Origin of the sequence: Psychromonas sp. CNPT3 (assembly GCF_000153405.2) — a bacterium.
Classification (GTDB): Bacteria; Pseudomonadota; Gammaproteobacteria; order Enterobacterales; family Psychromonadaceae; genus Psychromonas.
Window position 1 is genome coordinate 599463 of the sequence record NC_020802.1, and the last position, 20738, is coordinate 620200.

Consider the following 20738-nt stretch of genomic DNA (forward strand, 5'->3'; position numbering starts at 1 on the left):
TATTTTATATAAGTTGGTAATTTGTTTCTTTCAGTGATAAAAAACCCCGCAAAAGCAGGGTTTTTTATTATTTAGATCATTCGTCTAAGAAACTACGAAGTTGCTCACTACGACTTGGATGACGTAATTTACGTAATGCCTTCGCTTCAATTTGACGAATTCGTTCACGTGTCACATCGAATTGTTTGCCCACTTCTTCAAGAGTATGATCGGTATTCATATCAATACCAAAACGCATACGTAAGACTTTAGCTTCTCGAGCTGTTAGTCCTTCTAATACTTCATTGGTTGCATTTTTAAGGCTTTCACTTGTCGCACAATCAACGGGTAAAGCAATGGTGGTATCTTCAATAAAATCGCCTAAGTGTGAATCTTCATCATCACCAATGGGTGTTTCCATTGAAATAGGCTCTTTCGCAATTTTAAGTACCTTACGAATTTTATCTTCAGGCATCATCATGCGCTCAGCCAGTTCATCTGGATGTGGGTCGCGTCCCATTTCTTGGAGCATTTGACGTGAAATACGATTTAATTTATTTATCGTTTCGATCATATGCACGGGAATACGGATAGTGCGAGCTTGATCCGCAATAGAGCGTGTGATCGCTTGACGTATCCACCAAGTTGCATAAGTCGAGAATTTGTAGCCACGACGATATTCAAACTTATCAACCGCTTTCATTAAACCGATATTACCTTCTTGGATAAGATCTAAGAACTGTAAACCTCGGTTAGTGTATTTTTTCGCAATAGAGATAACTAAACGTAAATTCGCTTCAACCATTTCTTTTTTAGCTCTGCGTGCTTTTGCTTCGCCAATACTCATCTTACGTGAGATTTCTTTTAAATTGATAATGGTTAATGCTGTTTGTGTTTCAACTAAAGCCATTTTACGAATGCAACGAACTAAATCTTCATCGAATTCTTTTATGCGTTTAGCATATTCTTTTTCGGTTGCATAAATTGCATCTAACCAAGCTTTGTTGGTTTCATTACCTTTAAATAAGCTAATAAAAGCTTTTTTAGGCATTTTGTTTTGTTCAACACAGATTTTTAAAACAAGACGTTCTTGCGTACGTACCATATTCATAGACGCACGAATCGTTTTTACCATCCGATCAAATTGTTTAGGGATCAATTTAAACTGTTGGAAAAATTCAGCTTGTGCATTGATCGCCGTACGCGTTTTTGCGTGTGCACGTCCGTGCTTTGCAATCATATCTTCAACAATGGTATTTAAGCGTCGAAGTTCTGTAAATTTTTCAGCCGATTCTTCAGGACAAGGGCCTTTAGGTCCTTCCTCTTCTTCGTCTTCTTCTTCGTTATCTTTTTTTTGTGCGTCAGTTAATTCTGAGCCAACATTAGTTGCGGTAGGCGCTTGGGTCATATCATCATTTGGATCTATAAAGCCACTGATCATATCCGTCAGTTTCATTTCTTCGGCTTCGTAGCTATCCCAATTATCAAGTAAACCTGTGATCGTGCCAGGATATTCAGATACAGAAGTTTGTACCTCTTTTATCCCTTCTTCGATACGCTTAGCGATAACAATTTCGCCTTCACGCGTCAAAAGCTCAACCGTTCCCATTTCGCGCATATACATACGCACAGGATCTGTCGTTCTACCGATTTCAGATTCTACGGTTGCAAGTACTTGAGCTGCCGCTTCTACAGCATCTTCATCGGCTGTATCATTACTTTCTTCACCTAAGCTGATCTCATCAGCGTCAGGTGCGGTCTCATAAACTTTTATACCCATATCACCAATCATTTGGATGATATCTTCGATCTGTTCTGCTTCAAAAATGTCTTGCGGTAAATGATCGTTAACTTCAGCGTAAGTTAGAAATCCTTTTTCTTTACCTTTAATAATAAGCTCTTTGAGCTGTGATTGAGGTGTTTGAGCCATAGATCCCGTCCAAAATAAAAAGAGGTGATTTTAAAAAATTCAAGCGCTGTATTATACGCTTATTATCTAATTTTTTCTAGTTTGATTTTTAAATGCTAGCGAGCCAGCAAAGTAGCGAGTTGTAATATTTCTGTACTTGTTAATGTTTCGCCTTTACGTGACTTCATTTTTAACTGTTCAATTTTTTGGTCAATATGAAGGGTTAAGAAATTTTCTAAGATATCTAAAAAAACATCTTCATATTTTCCCTCGTCAACTTGGTTATTCCATACTGCGAGTTGTTTTAATTGACGGCTTTCTGGTTTGTCTCGCCAATATTCAAGTAACTGTCCCGTGTTAATATGGGGGGCTGTTCTACAAATATCAAGGAGTTGATCTAATAAAGATAAACCCGGAAGTTTTATTTCTTTAAATTCAGGAAATAATGGCAAGTCATAAGCAATGTTGGGATGCTGTAGCACTAAAGAAATGGCCAAGCGCATCGGCGTTACTTTTTTGCTTTGTTTGGGGGCTGATAACGTTGAGGCTTTAGGCATTAATTTTATTAATGCGCTTTTTTCTATCCCTAATAACGTGATCAAACGTTCTTCCATCATCTCTTTAAAGACACTTTCTGACATTTGAGAAATGAGAGGAATAGCCAGTTGTGCTAACTTAGCTTTACTGTCTCTATTGCTCATGTCCACTTGCGTTAATAGGTGTTGAAAGAGAAAATCAGAAAAAGGCAATGCTTCTTTTACGAGTGTTTCAAAGTGTTGTTTACCCTTTTTTTGAATAAAACTATCGGGATCTTCGCCTTCCTCTAAAAACATAAAACGCAGCGTACGCCCATCTTGTAAGTAGGGAAGTGCATTTTCAAGTGCTCGCCAAGCGGCGGTTCGGCCGGCTTTATCACCATCAAAACAACAAATTATTTCACTGCTATGACGAAAAAGAGTATGTATATGATCAGCGGTTGTAGCAGTGCCTAATGATGCGACTGCATAGTCTACGCCAAATTGAGCTAAGGCAACGACATCCATATAGCCTTCGACGACTAAAATGCGTGGAATGTCTTTGTAGGCTTGTTTTACATGGTATAAACCATATAACTCTTTACCTTTGTGAAACAGGGGCGTTTCTGGTGAGTTGAGATATTTGGGTTCACTATTATCAAATACGCGTCCGCCAAAGCCTACAACACGGCCCCGACGATCATAAATAGGAAACATAAGGCGATCTCGGAAACGATCATAACTCCCCGCACCTTCTGTTGACTTACTGATCAGCATGCCGATATCAATGAGTTTTTTTTCTTGTTCAGGTGAGGTTGCAAAACGTTTTCGCACTTCATCCCAACCATCTGGCGCGTAGCCGATTTTAAAGTGTTGAGCTGTTTTCCCGGATAAGCCCCGCCCTTTTAAGTAATTAATTACTTTTTCACTATTGATATGCTGACGAAGTTGTTGCTGATAAAAATGCGTAATATCAGCCATTATCTGATAAAGATCTTTCCTATCGATAGTTTGTGTTGGGCTTGATGTTGCATTGTTATTTTCTTCGCGAGGCACTTCAATGGACAATTGTTCGGCTAAAATATCGATGGCATCGACGAACTCTACACCGTCATATTCCATAATAAAAGTGAGAACATTACCGCTCGCACCACAGTTAAAACAATGATAGAACTGCTTTTCGGTGCTCACAGAAAAGGATGATTTATTATTTCCATTATGAAAGGGGCAACTCGCGCGATGATCCTTGCCTTGTTTTTTCAGTTTTACACGGCTATCGATCACATCAACAATATCAGTCTGAGCGATAAGATCATCGATGAAATTTTGTGGAATACGTCCTGCCATTGTAAAACCTTTTTAAATAAAAAAGCCTCAGACTTAATAAATAAGTATGAGGCTTTTAATACGTTACAAGAAGATATATTTAAATTAAGCTGGCTCTTACAAGTTTGCTTACTTCACCCATATCCGCTCGTCCTTGAATATCTTTTGTAAGTATGCCCATCACCTTGCCCATATCTTGCATGCCACCTGCTTCTGTTGAAGCAATAGCTTGCTCGATTAAAGCATTCACTTCAGCAGAGCTGAGCGGTTGAGGCAGAAACTCTTGTAAGATCACAAGCTCTGTCTTTTCAATATCAACAAGATCAGTGCGGTTTGCTTTTTCAAATTGGTTAATAGAATCTTTACGTTGTTTTACTGATTTAACAATAACAGCCGTCACTGCATCATCATCTAGCTCAATACGTTCATCTATTTCAATTTGGTTTACAGCAGCAAGCAACATACGGATAGTACGCAAGCGCACTTTATCCTTCGCTCGCATAGCGAGTATTTGTTGCTCTTTTAACTTCACTTTCAAAGACATATAAAACCTTAAGTTTTATTTAGTAAAGGCGAACGCGACGAGCATTTTCACGAGAAAGTTTTTTCAAGTGACGTTTAACTGCTGCAGCTTTTGCACGTTTACGAACTGTTGTTGGTTTTTCAAAGTATTCACGTTTACGTGTTTCAGCTAAAATACCTGCTTTTTCACAAGAACGTTTGAAACGACGTAGTGCTACGTCAAAGGGTTCGTTTTCACGAAGTTTAATTACTGGCATGTGCCTATTACCTTTATGGTTACGGTCGTAAAGCGACCAATGCATTTAAAATGGTGCGAGATTTTAATCCTATTTAGGTGCAAAAGTAAAGGATTACTGAACTTATATTTGATAAAAAATCAAATCTGTAACATTGATCTTAGTTTAACTGCATCTAGTTAGCTACATATTTTATTTTAAGTAGAAAAAAAGGTGCGCAAAAGGTAAACTATTTACTCTTTTATGAACGTTCAATTAGGACTTTTTCTTTTATGCGTATTTTGGGAATTGAAACATCTTGTGATGAAACAGGGATCGCCATCTATGATGACGATTTAGGCCTTTTGTCACATCAATTATATAGTCAAGTGGCTTTACATGCGGACTATGGTGGTGTGGTGCCTGAATTGGCGTCAAGAGATCACGTGCGTAAAACAATTCCCTTAATAAAACAGGCCCTACTCGACGCTAAGAGCACTAAAGACGATATTGATGCCATTGCCTTTACTGCAGGGCCTGGACTTGTTGGAGCCCTTCTAGTGGGCGCCTGTATAGGCCGAAGCTTAGCCTTCGCTTGGGGAAAACCTGCTATTGCGGTGCATCATATGGAAGGGCATTTGTTGGCGCCCATGTTAGAAGAAAATAAACCTGAATTTCCCTTTCTAGCGTTGCTTGTTTCAGGTGGGCATACCTTAATGGTGAAGGTTGATAATATTGGTGAATATCATGTTTTAGGTGAAAGCATTGATGATGCTGCAGGCGAAGCTTTTGATAAAACGGCAAAATTATTAGGGTTAGATTATCCAGGGGGGCCTCGTCTCGCTAAAATGGCAGAGAAAGGCGTACCAAAGCGTTTTATCTTCCCTAGACCTATGACCAATAAGCCTGGGCTTGATTTTAGCTTTAGTGGGCTGAAAACAGCCGCCTCGATAACCATTGCTCGAGAAGGAAAAGATGCGCAAACACAAGCGGATATAGCACTGGCTTTTCAAGATGCAGTCATTGATACAATTTCAATAAAGTGTAAGCGTGCATTGAAACAAACGGGTCTAAAACGATTGGTTGTAGCCGGTGGCGTGAGTGCAAACATTGCTTTGCGTGAGCAACTGGCTACGTTGATGAAAAATATGGGAGGAGAAGTTTTTTATCCTCGTAATGAATTTTGCACTGATAATGGCGCAATGATAGCGTATGCGGGAATGCAACGCTTAAAAGCGGGGCAATTTGTTGATTTAGCGATTCAAGCAAGACCGCGCTGGCCGTTAGAAGATTTACCAAGCGTACGTTGAATGCAAATTTCATCTTTAATTATCAAAGGGATAAAATAGATAATTTTTTTTCACTATTTCTTTTTGAATAAATATATTTTGGATATAGAAAAAGGGAGTGATCTCGATACAATTAGTTTATTTTTTATTAAAGTGAGACTCTTAAATCTTAGTCCTTTTGTTTGTCATAATTTCTTGCATTTAAAATGTTTAGTTAAAGTTTATAGGACGCTGTAACTCTTTATATATAAAGCGTATTTATGTTTTTATCTTGTAATTTAAAATAATATATAAAAAAAATATAAAGGCTCGTGTATTTTATGTGTTATGTTATAGCTTATACTTTTTGTTGACACTAAACATAAGCACTGAAAATTTTATGACTAAAACACCTGAATATAATGTAGATAAAAAAAATGATAATATCAATCAAATTGATGAAATTGATTTAATAGAAATTTTTCATGTTATCTGGGAAGGGAAATGGTTAATAGGTATTCTTTGTGCAGTTTCTGTCATCGGATCTGTTTATTATGCGTTAAATGCGCAACAATGGTGGATCGCAAAAGGTCAGGTAATTGAACCTCAACTAACGGATGTTGCTACGTTATATCAACAAAGCAAAGCTGTGAGTGTGATATTAAACAACCCTTTACATGAGTCTAAATATAAAAATAAGGCTCATGAATTTGATGCGCTTTTTGAACCTAAGATCCTTTTTTCTCTTTTTGTGCGCTCTTTTAATTCGGCCTCTAGTAAAAAAATGTTTTTGCAACAAGATGCAACATTTTTAGCTTACTTAGACGATCATGACATTAAAGTATCAATAGATAATTACGAAGACGCAGTTGTCAGTTTAGCCACAAAAAGTTATCGACAAGAACTACAAAGGTGGATGGGAAGGATACACGCTTCTGTTGATAAAAAGGCTTCAGTTGTAGAACTGTCTTTTCGTGCTACATCGTCGAAGAATTCAGCGTTATTGCTAAATAAATATATTAAGTTTGTCAGTGAGCAGGTAAAAACAACGCAGGTTAATAAGTTTTCTCTTTTTATAAAAGCAGCTAAGCAAGCGTTATTAACATCTCAGCGGATAGTAGAAGAAAAAGCAAAAAATGAATTAGCATCGTTATTGAAAAAGGCTGAATATGCATATCAAATCGCAACCGAAGCGAATATTGTTAACTATCAATCAGATTTCGGTCAAAGTGATCTCTTATTTCCTATTAATCTGGGTACTAAAGCATTAAAAGCAAAAATAGTGGTATTAAAGTCGATAACTGACGTAGGTTTTTTTAAGCCGTTACTGGTAGAAAAACAGATAACGTTAAATGCCTTGAATACATTAACGCTTACTGACGATGCCTCTTTTGTTCCCTTTCGTTATTTAAACCGAGTTGAGCCTCCATTAAATAGAGCAGCCCCTAAACGTGCGCGGATTGTTGTATTATCAACATTATTAGCGGGGCTATTATCCATTTCCATTCTTTTAGTTCGACATTTTTGGATCACGAAAAAAGAAGAGCAAGAGTAGAGATAAAAAACATTATTTTTAATCTCTACAATAAAAAAGGCTTCTCATTAGGAAGCCTTTTTTATTAAGATAAAATCGTTATAGAGCGAGAACTATATGTGATCTTCTTTTAACCAAATAGCCACCCGTTTTGCAAAATAGGTTAATACACCATTTGCTCCTGCGCGTTTAAAGCATAATAAAGACTCCATAATACATTCTTTTTCTTTGAGCCAACCATTGTCAATGGCAGCTTGATGCATGGCGTACTCTCCACTGACCTGATATGCAAATGTTGGAACTTGTAGCTCACTCTTAACACGGCGCACGATATCTAGGTAAGGCATGCCAGGTTTCACCATCACCATGTCCGCCCCTTCACTAATATCCATCGCTGCTTCGTGTAGTGCTTCATCACTGTTAGCAGGATCCATTTGGTAAGTTGATTTGTTAGCGCCTTTTAAGTTACCCGTACTGCCGATAGCGTCTCTAAATGGTCCGTAATAATTTGAGGCGTATTTGGCACTGTACGCCATGATTTGAGTATTTATGTAACCTGCATTTTCTAACGCTTGGCGAATAGCGCCAATGCGACCATCCATCATATCCGAGGGGGCGACGATGTCAGCGCCTGCTTGAGCGTGTGATAGTGCTTGTTTAACTAATATTTCCGTGGTGATATCATTTAACACGTAGCCATCACTATCAATGATCCCATCTTGGCCATGAGTTGTAAAAGGATCTAATGCGACATCGGTGATCACGCCTAAACTTGGGCATGCTTCTTTTATTTTACGTACCGCGCGTTGTGTGAGGCCATCACTATTATAAGCCTCTTCTGCCATAGTCGTTTTTATGTCAGCTGAGGGCACTGGGAAAAGAGCTATAGCGGGAATACCTAAGGCTTCAATGCAGATACATTCTTCTATTAGTAAATCGAGAGACAGTCGCTCTATTCCTGGCATTGATGAGATTGGCTCTTTGCGATTGCGCCCCTCTATAACAAACATCGGGTAAATTAAATCATTAACGGACAATTGATTTTCAGCAACAAGACGACGAGAAAAGTCATGCTTACGTAAGCGACGTAAACGACGAGCTGGAAAGTGAGATGAAAGCGTCATTGCAGATCCTTTTAAATGGGATGAATATTAAAAAAATGTTGGCTGTTTTTAGTTGTGTTTTGTATTAACTCAGTCAAAGTCTCGCCTCTAGCGTGAGCGACAGTCGTTGCGATATAAGGTAAATATTTAGGCTCGTTACGGCTGGACTTTGGTTTTGGGCGCATTGATCGTGGTAATAAATAAGGCGCATCCGTTTCAATCATTAAACGATCACTCGGGATGTATTTAAGTAAATCTAACAAGTCCAAACCTCTGCGCTCATCACAAACCCAACCGGTTATTCCAATATATAGGCCGAGCGCTAAACACTCTTCGAGTTCTTTTTTCGATCCCGTAAAGCAGTGTAAAACGGCTTTAGGTAATTTGTTGATATAAGGCTTTAATAATTCAATAAAACGCGCGTGGGCATCGCGCTGATGCATATATACCGGTAATTGTAACTCTACAGCAAGGGCAAGTTGCGCTGTAAATGCTTTTTCTTGTTCTTGGGGCGTGGAGTAATTGCGATTAAAGTCGAGTCCACACTCACCAATGGCTTTAACTTGTGCGTTTTTTGCTAATTGACGTAAAATACCGATGCTATCATCGGTTAATGTTTTAGCGTCATGTGGATGAATGCCGACACAGCAATAAAGAAAGTCTTTATCTGTGGCGCAAAGCGCAATGGCTTTTTGGCTTTCTTTAATACTTGTGCCAATAATCAGCAATGCTTGTAAACCGACTTCTTTAGCATTGGAGATGACAGTCTCAACGTCTTTATCGAAGCGTGAGTTGGTAAGATTAATGCCAATATCTATCATGCTAAGCTTCCTACCTCGTTATGAGTCTTGTGCTAATGTTTCTTTTGGGACATAAAAACGTGTAAATAACAGGCCTAATTCAAACAAAATAAGCATGGGGATCGCGAGTAGTGTTTGTGAAATAATATCGGGCGGGGTTAAAAGCATGCCGAAAATAAAGGCTGCTACCACGATGTAAGGGCGTTTTTCTTTAAGTTGCTTCGGTGTTGTCGCTCCCGTCCAACACAACACGAGTGTTGCAATTGGGATCTCAAATGCCAAGCCAAAGGCAAAAAACAATTTTAAAACAAAATCTAAATAGCTACTAATGTCCGTGGCGATAATGACGCCTTCTGGTGCGGTACTGGTGAAAAAGGAAAACGCGATAGGAAATACCACAAAATAAGCAAAGGCCATACCCAGATAAAAAAGAAAAGCACTGCTTATCACTAAGGGAGCTACCAGTTTACGCTCATGTTTATAAAGTCCGGGCGCAATAAATGCCCATACTTGGTATAAAATGGCCGGGATAGCAATAAAAATAGATAAGACGATGGTTAATTTTATGGGAGTGAAAAAAGGGGTTGCAACGTCCGTTGCGATCATGGTTGAGCCTTCGGGAAGTTGACTGGTTAGAGGGATTGCTAAGTAATGGTAAATGTCATTGGCAAAAAAGACTAAACTAAAGAAAAGCGCAATAACAATCGCGATAACTCGTAATAAGCGATCGCGAAGTTCAAGTAAATGAGAGATCAACGGTAAGCTATGCTCTGTTTTTTTAGTGCCAGATTTTTCAGCGCTCATCGTATTACGTCCTTTTCAGCGGTATCTTTGGTTTGTGTTGTGTGCGCTGTTGTTTCTTGTTGTGTCTCTTCGTTATTAGAGGTCTGCACTGTATCTTTATAAGGTTTTGTGACCTCTTTTGCGATAGATCGCATCTCTTCAATCGATTTTTTAAGATCAGGATCGAGTTCATCAAATCCTTGTTTAGTTGCTTTGATCATATTTTCATTCATCTCATGTAACTTTAATTCTTGAGATATGTCATTTTTGACCGAATTAACTAATTTTTTGGCGCTATTTATCCAACGCATTACGCTACGTATCGCGGTAGGTAATCGTTCAGGGCCTAATACGATAAGGCCGATCACCCCGACCAGCATCATTTCCCAAAAACCAATATCAAACATTATTCGCCATCTTTTTCAGTGTTTGTTTTTTTATTTGTAACATTCTCGTCTTTTTTTTCTTCTAGAGAACTGGCAGGCTCTTCTTCTTTTAATGCTTTTTTAAAGCCTTTTATAGCGCCACCTAAATCATCACCCATACCTCGTAATTTTTTAGTGCCAAATAATAAAACTACAATAACTGCAATGATTGCTAATTGCCAAATACCGATCCCACCCATAAATATTTCCTATTTTAAATAAAGTTAATAATTTGTAACATAGTCTGAAAAGTATATTAGCGATTAATCTGACGCCAAGCAAGTAACCATGCAAAAATGGCGGGAATACTCGCCAGCATTGCAAATTGACTATCGCCTTGTAAATAAGCAAAGGTGGCAACAAGTGTGCTTGTTGCCCCAATTGCAGAATAAAAATAACCTTTGCTATTTTGTTTCTGTTGTTTGTTAAGCGTGCTAATTAATAACATCTGTTGACGCTGAATTGATTTTCCATTGGCTAAGTTATGGTAAATTAGCTCCGGGATCTCGGGTAATTTTTCTAATAAAAAAGGTAGTTTTTTCTTAAAAGTTTTAAGTAATTGCTGAGGGCTTATCTGCTCTTTGGCCCAATTCTCTAAAAAGGGTTTTGCGGTATCCCACAAGTCGAGTTGAGGATATAACTGTCTGCCTAATCCTTCGACATAAAGAAGTGTTTTTTGTAATAAAACCAATTGCGGTTGCACTTTCATATTGTAGCGGCGCGCTGTCGTAAATAAATTGACTAATACGGCTGCAAAAGAGATCTCTGCCAATGGCTTTTCAAAGATAGGCTCACACACTGTACGGATAGCAAATTCAAATTCTTCGACGGGGGTATCTTCCGGTACCCATCCAGAATCAACATGTAATTGTGCAACGCGTCGATAATCGCGATGGAAAAAGGCGAGAAAGTTTTCAGCTAAATAGCGTTTATCTTCATTATTTAGGGTGCCAACGATACCACAATCAATACCTATCCAAAGAGGATCTTCAGGGTGCTCATAGGAGACAAACACATTACCAGGATGCATGTCTGCATGGAAAAAACTATCCCTGAAAACTTGACTGAAAAAGGCTTCAACACCACGCTCTGCAAGTAATTTCAGGTTAGTTCCTTGTGCTTTTAATGCCTCAATATCAGAGACTGGAATACCGTAGATACGCTCCATTACTAATACATTTTTGGTGCAAAGATCAGAGTAGATCTCGGGGATGTAAAGTACTTTTGAATTTAAAAAATTACGGCGAAGTTGAATGGCATTAGCACCTTCTCGCATTAAATCTAGCTCATCAATAATTGTTTTTTCATATTCACCGAGCACTTCAACAGGGCGCAACCTGTCAGCTTCTTTTAAAAAACGTTGCATTAATTGTGCTATCCATTTCATTAATTGTAGATCTGCTTGGATAGTCTTTTTAATATTTGGGCGGATAACCTTTATGACGATTTCTCGGTTATCTGCAATTAATGTTGCAGTGTGTACTTGGGCGATAGAAGCGGAAGCCAATGCTTTTTTATCAAAATTTAAAAAAAGTGCTTCAATGGGTTTCCCTAAAGAGCGTTCTATTTCCTGTTTTGCTAGCTCACCACAAAAAGGGGGAACATTGTCTTGTAAATGCGCCAGTTGATCCGCATACAAAGGGGGCAATAAATCCCTACGCGTTGATAACATTTGACCTAGTTTTATATAAATGGGACCAAGAGATTGCAGGCTATAACGTAAGCGCTCAGCTAAACTTAAATTTTTATATTTACGGCGAACCCAAAAAAGGCAGATGCGTATAATTGAATAGATAAGAGGGCGGTTGCCGACGGGGACAAACTCAATTAAACCATATTCAATAAATGTTTTATTTAGGGTATATAAGCGAGAAATTTCTGTAAATTTTATCATGCAATATCCAGTGTTGATACTTTATGCTATCTATTGATAGCAAGTGTTAGCTGCGTGTAAAGGTTATTAAAACGCGCGTCTAAAGCGGATAGTTGTTGATCTACCTCACTGACTTCATCACAAAAGAATGCGACCTCTAACGCTATTGGCGCAATGTTTTTTTCGGCAAGGATCAGGGCGACTCGTTGCGTTGTTTTTTGCTGTAATTGTCTATTAATTTGTTGATGCCCTTTACTGACGAGATAGCACAACTTATGTGCCAGTACATCCCCTATTTTATTGGCTAATAAAGCTTCCCAATCGATGTCCATGGTAGTGATTAATTGGGCAAATTGTTGAGCGAGTTGTATGTCACCAATAACATCCAATTGGCCTTCACGAATAAGCATGGTTAGTTTCTGATTGTTTTTTAAATCATTCAGTGCAAATACACTTAACTGAATAGTGCAGTCTGTTGATCCATCAAAAGAACTGAGTATATCGATTTGTTGCTCGCTGATCACAAAATAAAGGGATTTATTAAATTCTTTAAATGTAATAGCAATAACGCGTTCAGCAAGTTTTTTTCGTTGTTTTTTGCTACTGCCGTCTAGTTCTTGTAACTTATTTAGGCCTGTTTCTAGGGCTGCACAAAACAAATCATTTAGGGACATAAGTGCCTCGTTTAATATTTATAACCGCGGTGTAACGCTACAATACCCGCACTTAAATTAAAGAACTCTGTACCTTCAAAGCCTACTTTGTTCATCATTTCTTTTAAGGTTTCTTGATTTGGGTGCATGCGAATACTTTCAGCAAGATATTGGTAACTTTCACTGTCGTTGGCAATTAACTTTCCGAGTTTAGGCAAAATATTAAAAGAATAAAAATCATAGAATTTACTTAAAGGTTTGTATATGGGCTTTGAAAACTCCAAGACGAGTAATCGTCCACCTGGTTTTAATACACGGTAAATAGAGGCAAGCGCTTTATCTTTATCGGTGACGTTACGTAACCCAAATGCAATACTGACCACATCAAAATAGTTGTCAGGAAAAGGCAATTCTTCCGCATTTGCTTGTACGTATTCCACATTTCCTTCGATGCCTAAGTCGCGTAGCTTAGCGCGTCCCACTTTTAGCATGGAGTCGTTAATGTCTGCTAATACGACTTGCCCTGTTGGGCCTACGATACGTGAGAATTTGGCGGTTAAATCGCCAGTCCCACCGGCTAAATCAAGTGCTTTTTGACCTTTTCTAATACCAGAACAATTAATTGTAAAACGTTTCCAAAGGCGATGGATCCCCAGAGACAAAACATCATTCATCACATCATATTTTGCTGCGACAGAATGGAACACTTCTGCAACGAGTTCTACTTTTTTATCTTCATCAACGGTTTTAAAACCAAAATGTGTGGTATTTTCTGGTGCCTTATTCATTGTCTACTCTGCCCGTGTTCAATTTACTAATAAGAGTATCAGATAATACCTGATTGGCACTTATTTGTCATACTGCAAAAGAGTGTTACTTTTTGTTACTATGTTTGCATTTTTTTTGATTTAAAATATAAAAAGAGGCTCTTTATAGTAGAGCATCTTTGCGCTTGGTTAAAGATCTGTTAATTTAAAAATGCCATTAGGGCCACATCTCAGGAATCTATCTATGTTAAAAAATATTAACCCAACTCAAACTGCCGCTTGGTCTAAATTACAATTGTTATTTGATAGTCATACCGATATGCAACTTAAAGATCTTTTTTCTCAAGACAAAGATCGTTTTACACGTTTTTCAAGTTCATTAAATGACGAGCTACTCGTAGATTTTTCGAAAAACTTAATTACTCAAGAAATATTTGATACGTTAATACAATTGGCGGATGAAGTGGATTTGAAAAGTGCGATTAAAGCGCAATTTTCGGGTGAAATTATTAACGAAACAGAAAATCGAGCGGTGTTACACACTGCATTACGTAATCGCAGTAATACGCCTGTTTTAGTTGACGGTAGTGATGTCATGCCTCAGGTCAATAAAGTTTTAAAACAGATGCAAGTTTTCTGTGACAAAGTGCATTCAGGTGAGTGGAAAGGTTATACCGGAAAAGCTATCACAGATATTGTTAATATTGGTATTGGTGGATCTGATCTTGGTCCATATATGGTGACAGAGGCGCTTGCAAGTTATCAAGTTGAAGGTATAAAAACGCATTTTGTATCGAATGTAGATGCAACGCACATAGTCGAGACATTAGCGAAGTTAGATGCACAAACAACACTTTTTTTAATCGCATCTAAAACATTTACAACGCAAGAAACAATGACCAATGCCCATAGTGCACGAGACTGGTTCCTTAACTTTGCAGACGATAAAAAACATATAGCTAAGCATTTTGTGGCGTTATCTACCAATGCAAGCTCGGTTGAAGAGTTTGGTATTGATGTTGAAAATATGTTTGAATTTTGGGACTGGGTCGGAGGTCGTTATTCAATTTGGTCTGCGATCGGTCTATCTATCGCATTAAGTATTGGTTTTAAAAACTTTGAAGGTTTACTCGATGGCGCACATGAAATGGATCAACATTTCGCGCAAACTGAATTTAAAGACAATATCCCCGTGATCTTAGCGTTAATTGGTATTTGGTATAATAATTTCTACGGCGCCGCATCAGAAGCGATATTACCTTATGATCAATATATGCACCGTTTCCCTGCGTACTTTCAGCAAGGTAATATGGAATCAAATGGTAAAAATGTAGATCGTAATGGCAAGGCAGTTGATTATCAAACGGGTCCTATTATATGGGGAGAGCCGGGTACTAATGGTCAACATGCTTTTTATCAATTGATCCATCAAGGTACAAAACTTATCCCTTGTGATTTTATCGCGCCAGCGCAAAGCCATAACCCAGTGGGCGATCATCATCAAAAATTATTATCTAATTTCTTTGCACAAACACAAGCGCTTGCTTTTGGTAAAACGGCTGAAGAAGTGCAGGCTGAATTAATGGCCGCAGGGAAAAGTGAAGATGAAATAAAGCGTTTGTTACCGTTTAAAGTGTTTACAGGTAATAAGCCAACTAACTCTATTCTGGTGAATAAAATAACACCCAAAACATTAGGTCAGTTAGTGGCGATGTATGAGCAAAAAATATTCACACAAGGTATTATTTGGAACATCTTTAGCTTTGATCAATGGGGCGTTGAGTTAGGAAAACAGCTTGCGGGACAAATATTACCGGCTTTAGGTAATGAAGAAAGCGTGACTGCACATGATAGTTCGACGAATGGACTCATCAATGCTTGGAAAGCTTGGAAATAAACGCAAAGAAACTTAGTTTTTAATTAAGATTAAAAAAGCCACTCTTGATAGTGGCTTTTTTATGTCTAAAAACCAAAGTAAGCATAAATTCAACTACACTTTTGGATAATGTTAAAAAATGGTGAGTTAATAGAGTAAATGCCATTATCAATTTATACGCTTTAATATTGAGCATTCAGGTACTTACTCTCTCTGAAAATGGCTTAAGGCTTAGTATTGTGACATTTATTCTTTTTCATTGGTTGTCACGCTAAGGTAGTCTTGGATGAGCCTTAAAGGGAAAACTTACATCAGTTCATCTTCGTTTTTATAAAATACGAATGTAGAGTGACTCTATTAATATTTTATACCAAGTCAAATTTGACGTTCTCTCTTTGCATATTTAAGTAACACTGGTATAACATACTAGGTGAATAAAATGAGTTATCATTTAGTATCGTGATCTTATTTTTTAGCGAAAAACATTTTAATATTAGAGTGTGAACATGCAAATAACGATCGAGGGTACAGGCTCTGTTGGTTTATCAAAGACCGTATTATTAGCGCAACATAATGACGATATTTTACTTGATATTGATAAAGTCGCTTTAATTAATCAGAAAAAATCAACGGTGGTTGAGCTTTTAGATGTTAAGCATAAGATATACACTCGCGATCTGTTTTCTTGTGATTAAAAAGGAGAGTTAGCAATGAAATATTTAGTCACAGGGGCAGCTGGGTTTATTGCTAGCGCCGTGGTCGAGCGCTTAACTGCATTAGGGCATGAAGTTATCGGCATTGATAACTTAAATGACTATTATGATGTACGTTTAAAATATGCGCGTTTAGAGCGTATAAAAAACCCTCTTTTTACATTTATTAAGATGGACTTAGCGGATAGGATCGCGCTTCCCGAGTTGTTTAAAACACAAAAATTTGAGCGCGTGATCCATTTAGGCGCACAAGCCGGAGTGCGTTACTCTATTGAAAACCCTTTTGCTTATGCTGACAGCAATTTAATTGGTCATCTTAATATACTCGAAGGGTGTCGCCATTATAAGATAAAACATCTCATTTATGCTTCATCTAGCTCTGTTTATGGCTTAAATAATGAAATTCCTTTTTCTACGGAAAAAGGAGCTGATCATCCCGTTTCATTTTATGCGGCGACCAAAAAAGCGAATGAATTGATGGCACATTCTTACTCGCATTTATATCAACTCCCTACAACAGGACTACGTTTCTTTACGGTGTATGGTCCTTGGGGACGCCCCGATATGGCGCTTTTTAAATTTACCGAGAAGATCATTAATGGGGATGAAATTGAAGTCTATAACCACGGTGATATGTGGCGAGATTTCACTTATATTGATGATATTGTTGAAGGTATTATACGTATTCAAGATAAAGCCCCTACACAACAAGCGGATTGGACACCTGAAAATGGCTCACCAGCAAGTAGCTCTGCACCTTATGCAATATATAATATTGGTAATGGAGAGCCTGTGCGTTTATTGGAATTTATCGAGGCGTTAGAGCGCGCGTTAAAAATGAAAGCGCACAAGAAATTTATGCCGATGCAAGCCGGTGATGTTTATCAAACTTTTTCTGATAGCCAAGCTTTATTTGATGTACTGGGTTATAAACCCAATACGAGTGTAGAGAAAGGGATCGCTGAATTTGTTCGCTGGTATCAAAGTTTTTATGTGGCAGATGCGACTAAATAAGCCTCTTTTAATATTTCCCAATCATTATTAGACCATAAAATATTGCGTTTTTTCTGCTCTTTTAAGAATGAGCGCTTAAGGCGCTGTAAATTTCCAGACTTCCAAGCATTACCGTGCTGCTTTGCGCATTTATCAAAGTCAATTATCCACACTTTTTTATTAGCATCGATTAAAATGTTATGGATATTAAGATCGCTATGGTTAACTTGTGCCTGATGCATTTTAGCGATTTCTTGGCCTATTTTTTTATAAATATCCGCATCTAAAGTAGTCTCTTGTAAAATAGACACAAGATCTTGTGCTTCATTTATTTTTTCAGTGATGAGATCTGCTTGATAGGTAAATCGTTTTTTTATAGCAAGCGCTGCGATTGGCCTGGGTACATGGACACCTTGTTGAATAAGAAAATTCAATAATGAAAACTCTTGTAGGCTACGCGTTTTAGACCATCCTAAAAAAAGGTAATGATCTTTAATTATACGGCCAAACAATCCTCCTCGTTGATAATGACGTAAGGCACCTTGTAGTTTTTCTAATTGAATAAACCACGTGGTACCACGTCCTTTAGCAGATCCTATGATAGCGTTGTTTTTTTGCCAATATAGGGCGCTAAAATGCACTGGAGAAGCTTCTTTTATTAAGGCTGGATCATAGGTAATGTGACTATCTGCTGAATTAGATTGTTTCATTTTGTCTCTTTACGTCATGCTTATTTTAGATAGATGGAATTATCCATAACTTTTACTATTTTGAAGTACTTAGATAAAATAAGCACAAAAAATCCAATATTTATAAATGAGCTGAATCACATTCAGTATATAGTTTTATATCTCTTTATCGCTAACTTAGTTAATACCTATGTTACATCAAAACATTTGGCCTTTCACTCGCTAACGAAGATGTATGATAGGTGGCCTTTGTCCTGCGACGCAAGAAAACTCAAAAACATGGTAGATTAGTGGCATTCTGCTGGGATGCATAAAAATGCCATTTCTTAGTTTTATAACAAAAAAATAACGCCCTAAAGTGTTATTTTTTTCAGTTATATTTTATTTTTGTCTCGGATCATTCTCTCTGATCCAAAGATCGGTGTATTTAGCAAAAACATAGTGTGTGCATAAGATCGCAATAATGAATCCTTGTTTACCATCTAAAAAACCTCTTCTTAGTAAATACATTTTAAAGAAACAGCTTAAAGCATGAGATATGGCTTGGCAAAGACTGCCTTTTTTACCTTCTTGTTGTTTTGAATCGGCCCAAGCTTTACTGTAACTTGCAGACTTCACTAAATAATCAGTTATATTCCCATAAGAATAATGCAGTAAATCACCATCGAGAATTTTCACATCGACATTTTTATTGGACACTACTTTTTCATGTACGAGCGCATCGTTATAGTTGGCGATATTTTTAGGGTAGACGCGGACTATTTTATTAACCCAACCTGAATGCTCTAAAAATCGTCCAAAAACCCAAGTTTTACGTATTATTTTGAATATAGTGTTATGGGGAGCGTCGGTTATTGCGTGCTGTATAGAAGCCTGTAGTTCGCTTGATACTACTTCATCGGCATCGATTGCGATGATCCATTTATTCGAAGCATAATGCTGGGCAAGTTGCTTTTGTTTACCAAAACCTTGCCAGTCAGGGTGTGAATAAAATTTTGCGTTATAGCTAAGCGCTATTTCTTGGGTCTTATCCTGGCTACCCGAATCGACAATAATAATTTCATCAACCCAGTGTAATGAATCTAAGCAACTCGGTAAATTATCCTGCTCATTTTTAGTGATAATAATGGCACTGATTTTATTTGGCATATACTTGTTCCTGCTTGATTTATGACTGTGTGTTCTTTAGCGCTAGCGCCTGTTTTATATGTATATATTCATTGAATATGCGTATTATCCCTAGGCTATTAAAATGATTATTGCCATACAAAAGAGGGATATTATTAATACTACTTTTAGAATGCCTATTTTACAGAAAAATTTCGAGAAATAAATGACAATGACGTCTGAAATAGGTTTGTTAATGACAGTGATCCGTTATTAGAACCGCATTCGTGGGATCATAATTTTTCCTACAAATCATTGAAATCGATTTTTGGTGCTTTTGGTTTCATATTTTTAAACGTGAGAGGATTGCGTTAGTCTCGATGAAAACAAATATAATATTTCGTTTTTTGTGTTTTAGGTAAGCTTAGCTTTATATCATTATGAGTTGGCGGGTAATTAATACTGCCATTAATAGCACGTGGCTAACGGTTAAAAAACAAAATATGTGACGTTGTATCGTGTAATAAGCTTAGATTATATTTTTATGCTGATATTTTTAGCATAAAAAATAATAGCATATGTTTGATGGCGCATAGGCCATCTATATGGGGTTCTCGTCTATGATTTTCAGTGAGAAATTATTTTTTCTGTATTATTTTATTAAAAAGATCAATAACATCAGATGTTGATATTTGCTGCATTGCGTTTTCATCTTTAACGCGGGCGCGCCATGGTAATGTGTCTGGTTTTTCACCTGTTTCGTGGTAAATGCATTGTTCATAAACACTGATCACGTTTTTAAGACCACCGTAAGGACCGGTACGTTTAGGGTTGTGGTGTGCATATAGGCCAATGACTGGCGTTGCAACCATTGTTGCCATGTGTGTCGGGCCAGTATCGGGAGCAAGGATAAGATCACTTTGTTGAATGGTGGCCAAGAGTTCAATTAAGCTAGTCTTCCCTATTAAGCTAATACATTTTGGCGACGTATTATCTATAATATAACGCGCAAAATCATGCTCTGTTTGAGTATTTGCGCCACAAATAAGCACTTGATAATCAAGATTTAAAGCATGTTTTGCAAGTGCGAGGTAGCCTTCTTTTGTCCAGTTTTTATAAGCTTTGCTGGTGGCTGGGCAAATGATAAACGTCTTTTGACCATTGATGATATTTTTTGCTTTTTGTGTAGCTGCCAGTGGAATATTAATATTCCACTGCACATCAGTATCATTAATTCCTAATTTTTTCACAAACCCCATAAAGCCGTCTAATACGTGTGGGTTATTACTTTTGTCTATTTTTTGGTTGCTAAAGAGCCATTGCGCATCTTTTGCTCGCTCTTTATCAAAGCCTATTTTAATGGGGGACTTTATTAATAAACTAACCATGCTGGAACGTAATGCTGATTGCATATGCAGTAAAGCATCAAATCGTTGGTTTTTAAGTGTTTTATATAAAGATGTATAGGCTTTTAAACCTTGTTTTTTGTCAAAAACAATAACCTGTACATTACTAATATGAGCAAGTAATTGCGCTTCTAATTTACCGGTTATCCAGGTTATTTTCGTTTGTGGCCAAGCGCGTTGTATCGCTTGCACGGCTGCAATGGCATGACAAACATCACCGATAGCGCTTAAGCGTAAAATGCATAAAGAATTAGGTGCTGATGTAAATAAGGGCATAAATAA

General features: G+C 37.5%; 20 protein-coding genes. 5 read left to right on the top strand and 15 right to left on the bottom strand.

The features are described 5' to 3' along the window. Nucleotides 1-76: 76 nt before the first annotated feature. The 4 genes from rpoD to rpsU all read right to left on the bottom strand — a co-directional run bounded on the left by rpoD (nt 77) and on the right by rpsU (nt 4508). Entirely contained in the window at nt 77-1909 is a 1833-nt protein-coding gene (gene rpoD / locus PCNPT3_RS02675; protein WP_015464328.1) for an RNA polymerase sigma factor RpoD, read from the bottom strand. Between the two features lie 95 nt (nt 1910-2004). Beyond that, nucleotides 2005-3750, bottom strand: coding sequence for a DNA primase (gene dnaG, locus PCNPT3_RS02680; RefSeq protein ID WP_015464329.1), 1746 nt, complete (start codon nt 3748-3750; stop codon nt 2005-2007). A 79-nt stretch (nt 3751-3829) separates the two neighbouring features. Beyond that, nucleotides 3830-4273, bottom strand: coding sequence for a GatB/YqeY domain-containing protein (locus PCNPT3_RS02685; protein WP_015464330.1), 444 nt, complete (start codon nt 4271-4273; stop codon nt 3830-3832). A gap of 19 nt (nt 4274-4292) precedes the next feature. After that, complete coding sequence (gene rpsU, locus PCNPT3_RS02690; RefSeq protein WP_015464331.1) at nt 4293-4508, bottom strand: 30S ribosomal protein S21; 216 nt, start codon at nt 4506-4508, stop codon at nt 4293-4295. 251 nt (nt 4509-4759) lie between these two features. On the opposite strand from rpsU, the gene tsaD reads away from it, so the two are divergent. Further along, nucleotides 4760-5776, top strand: coding sequence for a tRNA (adenosine(37)-N6)-threonylcarbamoyltransferase complex transferase subunit TsaD (gene tsaD / locus PCNPT3_RS02695; RefSeq protein ID WP_015464332.1), 1017 nt, complete (start codon nt 4760-4762; stop codon nt 5774-5776). A gap of 358 nt (nt 5777-6134) precedes the next feature. Then, nucleotides 6135-7289: a Wzz/FepE/Etk N-terminal domain-containing protein gene (locus PCNPT3_RS02700; protein ID WP_015464333.1), complete on the top strand. Its 1155-nt coding sequence runs from the start codon at nt 6135-6137 to the stop codon at nt 7287-7289. Nucleotides 7290-7381: 92 nt separating this feature from the next. Here the strand turns inward: PCNPT3_RS02700 and hemB are convergent, their stop codons facing one another. The 8 genes from hemB to ubiE are packed head-to-tail and all read right to left on the bottom strand — an operon-like array spanning nt 7382 to nt 13693. Beyond that, nucleotides 7382-8392: a porphobilinogen synthase gene (hemB, locus tag PCNPT3_RS02705; protein ID WP_015464334.1), complete on the bottom strand. Its 1011-nt coding sequence runs from the start codon at nt 8390-8392 to the stop codon at nt 7382-7384. Between the two features lie 11 nt (nt 8393-8403). Beyond that, the gene (locus PCNPT3_RS02710; protein WP_015464335.1) at nt 8404-9192 is read right to left on the bottom strand and encodes a TatD family hydrolase; all 789 of its coding nucleotides are present in this window, start codon (nt 9190-9192) and stop codon (nt 8404-8406) included. 18 nt (nt 9193-9210) lie between these two features. Next, nucleotides 9211-9975, bottom strand: a complete 765-nt coding sequence (gene tatC, locus PCNPT3_RS02715) for a twin-arginine translocase subunit TatC (protein WP_015464336.1) — start codon at nt 9973-9975, stop codon at nt 9211-9213. Beyond that, nucleotides 9972-10361, bottom strand: coding sequence for a Sec-independent protein translocase protein TatB (gene tatB, locus PCNPT3_RS02720; protein WP_015464337.1), 390 nt, complete (start codon nt 10359-10361; stop codon nt 9972-9974). The genes tatC and tatB overlap by 4 nt, the downstream gene beginning before the upstream one ends. Continuing rightward, nucleotides 10361-10579 carry a twin-arginine translocase TatA/TatE family subunit gene (tatA, locus tag PCNPT3_RS02725; RefSeq protein WP_015464338.1) on the bottom strand — a complete coding sequence of 73 codons (219 nt, stop codon included), beginning with the start codon at nt 10577-10579 and terminating at the stop codon, nt 10361-10363. The genes tatB and tatA overlap by 1 nt, the downstream gene beginning before the upstream one ends. A 56-nt stretch (nt 10580-10635) precedes the next feature. After that, nucleotides 10636-12273, bottom strand: a complete 1638-nt coding sequence (gene ubiB, locus PCNPT3_RS02730) for a ubiquinone biosynthesis regulatory protein kinase UbiB (RefSeq protein ID WP_015464339.1) — start codon at nt 12271-12273, stop codon at nt 10636-10638. A gap of 26 nt (nt 12274-12299) precedes the next feature. Beyond that, nucleotides 12300-12926: a ubiquinone biosynthesis accessory factor UbiJ gene (locus PCNPT3_RS02735; protein WP_015464340.1), complete on the bottom strand. Its 627-nt coding sequence runs from the start codon at nt 12924-12926 to the stop codon at nt 12300-12302. Nucleotides 12927-12937: 11 nt separating this feature from the next. Further along, the gene (gene ubiE / locus PCNPT3_RS02740; RefSeq protein WP_015464341.1) at nt 12938-13693 is read right to left on the bottom strand and encodes a bifunctional demethylmenaquinone methyltransferase/2-methoxy-6-polyprenyl-1,4-benzoquinol methylase UbiE; all 756 of its coding nucleotides are present in this window, start codon (nt 13691-13693) and stop codon (nt 12938-12940) included. A 223-nt stretch (nt 13694-13916) separates the two neighbouring features. Here ubiE and pgi point away from each other — a divergent pair, with 223 nt between their 5' ends. The 3 genes from pgi (at nt 13917) to PCNPT3_RS02755 (ending at nt 17275) form a co-directional block, all read left to right on the top strand. Further along, the gene (gene pgi, locus PCNPT3_RS02745; protein WP_015464342.1) at nt 13917-15569 is read left to right on the top strand and encodes a glucose-6-phosphate isomerase; all 1653 of its coding nucleotides are present in this window, start codon (nt 13917-13919) and stop codon (nt 15567-15569) included. A gap of 485 nt (nt 15570-16054) precedes the next feature. Beyond that, a complete protein-coding gene (locus PCNPT3_RS02750) occupies nt 16055-16243 on the top strand; it encodes a hypothetical protein (protein WP_015464343.1) in 189 nt (62 codons plus the stop codon). A gap of 15 nt (nt 16244-16258) precedes the next feature. Beyond that, nucleotides 16259-17275: an NAD-dependent epimerase gene (locus tag PCNPT3_RS02755; protein WP_015464344.1), complete on the top strand. Its 1017-nt coding sequence runs from the start codon at nt 16259-16261 to the stop codon at nt 17273-17275. Here PCNPT3_RS02755 and PCNPT3_RS02760 read toward each other — a convergent pair. From PCNPT3_RS02760 to PCNPT3_RS02770, 3 genes are all read right to left on the bottom strand, one after another. Further along, on the bottom strand, nt 17251-17964 hold the full coding sequence (locus tag PCNPT3_RS02760; RefSeq protein ID WP_015464345.1) for a 3-deoxy-D-manno-octulosonic acid kinase: 714 nt from the start codon (nt 17962-17964) through the stop codon (nt 17251-17253). The two genes, PCNPT3_RS02755 and PCNPT3_RS02760, sit on opposite strands and share 25 nt — an antisense overlap. A 360-nt stretch (nt 17965-18324) precedes the next feature. Continuing rightward, nucleotides 18325-19092 carry a glycosyltransferase family 2 protein gene (locus PCNPT3_RS02765; RefSeq protein ID WP_015464346.1) on the bottom strand — a complete coding sequence of 256 codons (768 nt, stop codon included), beginning with the start codon at nt 19090-19092 and terminating at the stop codon, nt 18325-18327. Between the two features lie 596 nt (nt 19093-19688). Next, the gene (locus PCNPT3_RS02770; RefSeq protein ID WP_015464347.1) at nt 19689-20732 is read right to left on the bottom strand and encodes a glycosyltransferase family 9 protein; all 1044 of its coding nucleotides are present in this window, start codon (nt 20730-20732) and stop codon (nt 19689-19691) included. Between the last annotated feature and the right edge of the window lie 6 nt (nt 20733-20738).